This is a genomic window from Mesorhizobium sp. M7A.F.Ca.US.007.01.2.1 (assembly GCF_003998165.1).
In the GTDB taxonomy this organism is placed as follows: Bacteria; Pseudomonadota; Alphaproteobacteria; order Rhizobiales; family Rhizobiaceae; genus Mesorhizobium; species Mesorhizobium ciceri.
In genome coordinates this window covers 1-5,729 of sequence record NZ_RZQP01000317.1, presented here as the reverse complement: position 1 = coordinate 5,729, position 5,729 = coordinate 1, and the positions used below count along the sequence as shown (strand labels likewise).

General features: G+C 64.6%; 7 protein-coding genes and 1 pseudogene. 5 read left to right on the top strand and 3 right to left on the bottom strand.

Going from position 1 to position 5,729, the window contains the following annotated elements:
* Positions 1-425, bottom strand: a pseudogene (locus tag EN949_RS32310) (helix-turn-helix domain-containing protein); the annotation flags it as partial.
* Positions 426-725: 300 nt separating this feature from the next.
* Here EN949_RS32310 and EN949_RS32305 point away from each other — a divergent pair.
* The 3 genes from EN949_RS32305 (at position 726) to EN949_RS32295 (ending at position 2,867) form a co-directional block, all read left to right on the top strand.
* Positions 726-1,478: a thioredoxin family protein gene (locus EN949_RS32305; protein WP_013530710.1), complete on the top strand. Its 753-nt coding sequence runs from the start codon at positions 726-728 to the stop codon at positions 1,476-1,478.
* An 83-nt stretch (positions 1,479-1,561) separates the two neighbouring features.
* The gene (locus EN949_RS32300) at positions 1,562-1,822 is read left to right on the top strand and encodes a hypothetical protein (protein WP_024501661.1); all 261 of its coding nucleotides are present in this window, start codon (positions 1,562-1,564) and stop codon (positions 1,820-1,822) included.
* A gap of 40 nt (positions 1,823-1,862) precedes the next feature.
* Entirely contained in the window at positions 1,863-2,867 is a 1,005-nt protein-coding gene (locus EN949_RS32295; protein ID WP_063168583.1) for an NAD(P)-dependent alcohol dehydrogenase, read from the top strand.
* Positions 2,868-2,929: 62 nt separating this feature from the next.
* Here EN949_RS32295 and EN949_RS32290 read toward each other — a convergent pair whose 3' ends face one another.
* Positions 2,930-3,928, bottom strand: coding sequence for a bestrophin family ion channel (locus EN949_RS32290; protein WP_063168584.1), 999 nt, complete (start codon positions 3,926-3,928; stop codon positions 2,930-2,932).
* Positions 3,929-3,984: 56 nt separating this feature from the next.
* Positions 3,985-4,605 carry a TetR/AcrR family transcriptional regulator gene (locus EN949_RS32285; protein WP_127366785.1) on the bottom strand — a complete coding sequence of 207 codons (621 nt, stop codon included), beginning with the start codon at positions 4,603-4,605 and terminating at the stop codon, positions 3,985-3,987.
* Between the two features lie 287 nt (positions 4,606-4,892).
* Here EN949_RS32285 and EN949_RS32280 point away from each other — a divergent pair, with 287 nt between their 5' ends.
* On the top strand, positions 4,893-5,390 hold the full coding sequence (locus EN949_RS32280; protein WP_013530705.1) for a (2Fe-2S)-binding protein: 498 nt from the start codon (positions 4,893-4,895) through the stop codon (positions 5,388-5,390).
* Positions 5,387-5,729 (top strand): FAD binding domain-containing protein (locus EN949_RS32275; RefSeq protein WP_206534981.1); only part of this gene is annotated, 343 nt, incomplete at its 3' end. The genes EN949_RS32280 and EN949_RS32275, both read left to right, overlap by 4 nt.

Below are 5,729 nucleotides of genomic sequence, written 5' to 3'. Positions count from 1 at the left end.
GGCGGAAGCGGTGCCGGGTCGAGCCCCGCCAGCACGTCTTCGGCCTCGTCGAGACGGCCGATCAATAGCAGGCGCCGCACCTTGAGGTGGCCGGCATGCGCTGCGTTCAGCCGGTCGCCATGCTTTTCCAGCGTCGCCCGCGCCGCATCCAAAGCCTTGGCCGGCCAGCCGAGATCCCGCGAGACCAGCGCGATCTCGGCCTCGGCAACGACGCATCTGGCACGCGCTACCGCCTCTTTCGGGCCGAAGCCGCGCGCGGCACGCCGCAGCAGCGCCTTGGCGCGATCGAGATCACCGAGCTGCGCCATGGCAATGCCGCGCAGCGCCAGCGCCGGCGGGTCTTCGCGCAAGGCGACGCGATCCAGCGCGCCGAGCGGGTCGCCTCCGGCCAGTGCCAGCGCAGCCGCGGTGATCAGCGAATCCATTCAAATCCCGTCACACTTGTAACTCCCACCCTTGTGCGTCGCCGCCCTAACTTAAATCCGTACCGTCAACCGGCAAGCCGCATCGGCAACTATCGGCAACGCGCGGCACGCCAAGGGAGAACCGACAATGCCAACCGACACTCCTCTCCACCCGGCCGAAGGCACCGTGAGGATGCGCCACCCCTGCTGCGACGGGCCGGCTCCTGCAAATCCCGTCACACTTGTAACTCCCACCCTCCCGCTTCACCGCCCTATTCTGGCTGACAGCAAGCGACAACAGACTGGCAAAGGAGACGACCAATGACCAAGCACATCGCAATGAAGACCCCGCCGATCGTTTCGAGGCAGGACTGGGAAGCCGCCCGCGAACAGATGCTGGTGAAGGAAAAGGCAACACTGCGCGCCAAGGACGCATTGGCCGCCGAGCGCCGGCGCATGCCGTGGATGGAAGTCGACAAGGCCTATGTGTTCGAGGGACCGAACGGCAGAGCGAGCCTGCTCGATCTGTTCGAAGGCCGCCGCCAGCTGATCGTCTATCGCGCCTTCTTCGAGCCCGGCGTGCATGGCTGGCCCGATCACGCCTGCCGCGGCTGTTCGCTGGGCGCCGACCAGGTCGGCCACCTCGCCCATCTCAACGCCCGCAACACCACGCTTGCCTACGCTTCGCGTGCCCCGCAGGCCGACATTGCGCGGCTGAAGCAGCGGATGGGCTGGCAGATGCCCTGGTACACAATCACTGACAGTTTCGACAAGGACTTCGGTGTCGACGAATGGCACGGCCACAACGTCTTCATCCGTGACGGCGATCGCATCTTCCGCACCTACTTGATTAACAGCCGCGGCGACGAAGCGATGGGCACCGTCTGGAGCTATCTCGACGCGACGCCGCTCGGCCGCCAGGAAATCTGGGAGGATTCGCCCGAAGGCTATCCGCAGACTCCACTCTACTCCTGGTGGAACTGGCACGACAATTACGACGCCGGGGCCGACAAGAAATGGGAAGAAGTGTCTGCTGCCGGCGAGGCCGCATTCCGCGACAAGGGCGAGCAGTAACGGTTGTCCAGTCTGGGTTCCTCTCCCCACTCCGTGGAGAGAGGAACCTGTCGTGGCTGGCATGATCATCAAGGATCAAGGCGATGAGCGATATCCACACAGGTGCCGGCAGCACGATCCCAGAAGCCGCCACCCTCGGGCTGGCCGACTGGCTTTGCCTTGCCGCGGCACCGACCTTCGCCGTGATGGCGCTGCTCACCTGCATCTTCAGCGGCGATGCGGCCATGCAGTGCATGGGCACCGACGCCTCGCCCCTCACGGGCATGGCTGCGATGTATCTGCTGATGAGCGCCTTTCATCTGGCGCCCTGGCTGCGGGTGATCTCCGGCCGGCAGGCCCGCTAGGCCCTTCCAATTCTAGACACCCCACACATCGGAGAAGACAATGAGACTGGTCAGGCTGAGAGCGCCGGGCGGCTTGGGCAATCTCGACCTGGTCGAGGAAGATCCGCCCCAACCAGGGCCGGGCGAGGTGCTGGTCAGGATCCGGGCCTGCGCGTTGAACATGCGCGACGACTTTGCCGTGCAAGGCAAGATGCCTCTCGCCGACGGCCGCGTTCCGCTCTCCGACGGCGCCGGCGAAGTGATTGCCCTCGGCGACGGTGTCGATGCACTCAGGCCCGGAGACAGCGTCGTCAGCGTCTTCTATCCCTGGTGGCTGCGCGGTGACATGACGCCCTGCACCCGGCGCGATATTCCGGGAGACAGTTTCGACGGCTTCGCCAGCGAGTATGTCTGCATGCCGGCGCATGCTTTCACCAGGGCACCGGCAGGCTATACGCATGTCGAGGCGGCGTCGCTCACCTGCACGGGCGTTACTGCCTGGCGCGGCCTGATTGTGTGCGGCAAGGTGAAGCCGGGCGACGCAGTGCTGGTCCTCGGTTCGGGCAGCGTATCGCTGTTCGCGCTGCAATTCGCCAAGGCCGCCGGCGCCCGGGTCATCGCCACCTCATCCGACGAGCAGAAGCTGGAAAGGCTCAAGCGCCTCGGAGCCGACGCCGTCATCAACTACAAGTCCGTCCCGGACTGGGGCCGCAAGGCCAAGGATCTGACGGGCGGGCGCGGCGTCGATCACGTGATCGAGGTCGGCGGACCCGCCACGCTGGCGCAGTCGATTATCGCCTGCCGCACGGGCGGTCACATCGCGCTGGTCGGCGTCCTGACCGGCTTTGCGGCGGAAGTGTCTATCCCAGCCCTGTTTTCCAACCAGATCCGCATCAGCGGCATTTCCATCGGCAGCCGGGCCGACCAGGAGGATATGATCCGCGCGATAGAGTCCAACAGGCTGAAGCCCGTCATAGACCGCCACTTTCCGCTGCAGGACATCGCCACCGCCTTCGCTCATTACGAATCCCGAAAGCATTTCGGCAAGGTCTGCCTTGACGTTTGAGCGTTCTCCGCCAGCAGCACGATGAAGGGGACCGCCGGGGCCGCGCCTCGTCGTGATCCTGCCTAGGTCGCGATGTCGTTGACCGGCAGCAGGGGCTTGGGAAGGTCGCTCTCGCCGAGCCCGCTACGCAACTCGATCTCGATGTCGCGGCAGATCTGCGAGATCGGAACGTCGTTGGCATTGCCCTCGAACGGGTTGGCGCTGCTTTCGCCGACCTGGTCGAGAGACATGTAGGCCCAGCCGAGCAGCGTGCTGAACGGGATCGTCAGCCAGATCGCTATCGACCCGAGCGCGCCACCCAGTTTGCCCATATCGGCAAAGACGGGAACGACCCCGAACGGCAACAGTGTGCAGAAGATCATGACGAACATCGAACTGACGATGGCGTATTGCCGGGGATAGGGATTGTTCTTGATGCGATCGCAGCGCGCCTGCTGGTCATGGAAGTCGCGGATCAGCTTGGTCAGTTCGCCATAGATCTGAGGAGGGAGCTTTGTGTCCTTGAACAGCGCATTGACCTGGACAGATTGCAGTTCGAGCAGGGCTATCGCCGGCTGGGGCGATTTCAGGACGTCCTCGGCCTGTTCGGCGAGCAGCGGACGCAATTCGTCGCCGACCGAGCTCGCATCCTCATGGATACGGTAGCGCCGCCGGTATTCGATATTGGCGGCCCGCGCCATGGACTCCCATGGCATCGGCCGGCGCAGGGAAAAGCGCAATGCCGTCATCCAGGCGATGTGGCGATAGATGAGCTGTCTGGCCGTCGGCGCGTCGAGGAAATCCCTGCAGAAATTGGACCACAAACGGCTGCTGGCCGTAATTTGCGTAAAAGCCTGCAGCGCGTCGCTGCTGCGGGTGAACACCTGCGAATTCTTGAACCCGGCGACGAGTGACACGGTGGTGCCAAGCACCAGCACCACCGACCATGGCACCGAAAACCCGGCGATGCCTGGAAGACGGTAGGCCGCCACGGCCAGACCGCTCACCACCACCATGTAGATGACGCTGCGCCGCGACCACAGCGCGAAATCGATCAGTTTGTAGGAACGGCCTACATACATCGTATCCCCTCAACTCATCGATAGGTCTGGTTTTGCACGGCCGGAATCTGGTCGCCTCATTGTGCCTTTGCAGCCCCGAACCGCAACCCGTCCATCAACAGCTTGACCAGCCGGCGCGAGCGGTCGCGCCATTCGGGGGTGTCGGGCGCTGAATAGATGCCGCCCAGCGCGTGCAGCACGTCGGAAGCGTCGACGTCGCCGCGGATGGTGCCGTCGGCCACCGCCGCCTCGACCAGGCGTCGCAAGGCTTGCGACACCCGGCCGAACGTGTCGGAAAACAGCGTCGAATTGGTGGTGAGCACAATGCGCAGGCTGTTCGCCAGGCCGCGCTTGGTGGCGATGTAGTCGACGAAGCGCTGCATCCACTGTTCCAGCGCGACATCGGACGGATGTTTTTGGGCAAGCTCGCCGGCGGCCGCGCACAGCGCCTCCACCTCACGACGATAGACCACCTCGACCAGATGCTCGCGCGTCGGGAAATGCCGGTAGAGCGTGCCGATGCCGACGCCGGCGCGGCGCGCGATCTCCTCCAGCGAGCCATCGATGCCGCGCTCGGCAAAGACTGACACCGCCACCTCGACCAGCCGGTCGCGGTTGCGCCGCGCATCGGCGCGCAGCGGCTTTGCGTCTACGGCCTCGGCCTTCTGTTCAGCAATGGCGGACGGCTCGCTGGCCAATTTTTTCTCCACATCGTGTCAGGGGGCTTGAATCCGGCAGGGTCAGCCACCACGTAATAAACGGAGGCGCCTCCGTTTTAGTGGAGCACCTTTATCATATAATCAGGAGAACCGGTATGTCACGTCTTTCGAACACGCAAGCCGACATCTCCCCTGCCCGCCTGCCTCGCGGGAGATCCGCCATCTCCGCTTTCGCCGTCAAGACCTGACCGAACAGTTACCTTGCCCTTCTGCGGCAAGGCACCAGTTCAATCCCATCCGCGTCAAGCAACTGGAGCCAGACGCCCATGACCAGCCTTCCCATTACCCTCACCATCAATGGCCACCGACACCAACTGGAGGTCGATCCACGCGTAACCCTGCTCGACCTGCTGCGCGAGCGGCTCGATCTCACCGGCACCAAGAAGGGCTGCGACCGCGGCCAATGCGGCGCCTGCACGGTGCTGGTCGACGGCAAGCGCATCAACTCATGCCTGGCGCTGGCGGTCAGCCATGACGGCGCCCAGGTCTTGACCATCGAAGGCGTCGCCAACGGCGAGGAACTGCATCCGGTGCAGGCCGCCTTCATCGCCCATGACGGCTTCCAGTGCGGGTTCTGCACACCCGGCCAGATCATGAGCACGCTCGGCCTGATCGCCGAGGGACAGGCCGGCGACGATCCCGAACGCATCCGCGAGGGGCTGAGCGGCAACATATGCCGCTGCGCGGCCTATGGCGGCATCGTCGAGGCCGTCCTGGAAGCCCAGCAACAGCTTGTCAAAGCCGACCGGAGGACCGCGGCATGAGAGACTTCGATTACATCAGGCCCGCCACCATTCCCGACGCCATCGCCGCGGCAGCCGAGCCGGGCTCGGCCTATCTCGCCGGCGGCACCAATCTGCTCGACCTGATGAAAGGCGGCATCACCAGTCCCGAGCGTATCGTCGACATCTCCCGGCTGCCGGAACTCAACCGCATCGAACGGCTGGACGATGGTGGCCTGCGCATCGGTGCGCTGGTGCGTAACGCCGACCTTGCCTACCATCCGGCGTTCGCCAAATCCTATCCGGCGGTGGCCGAGGCGCTGCTGTCGGGCGCTTCGGCGCAGCTTCGCAACGCCGCCACCGTCGGCGGCAATCTGTTGC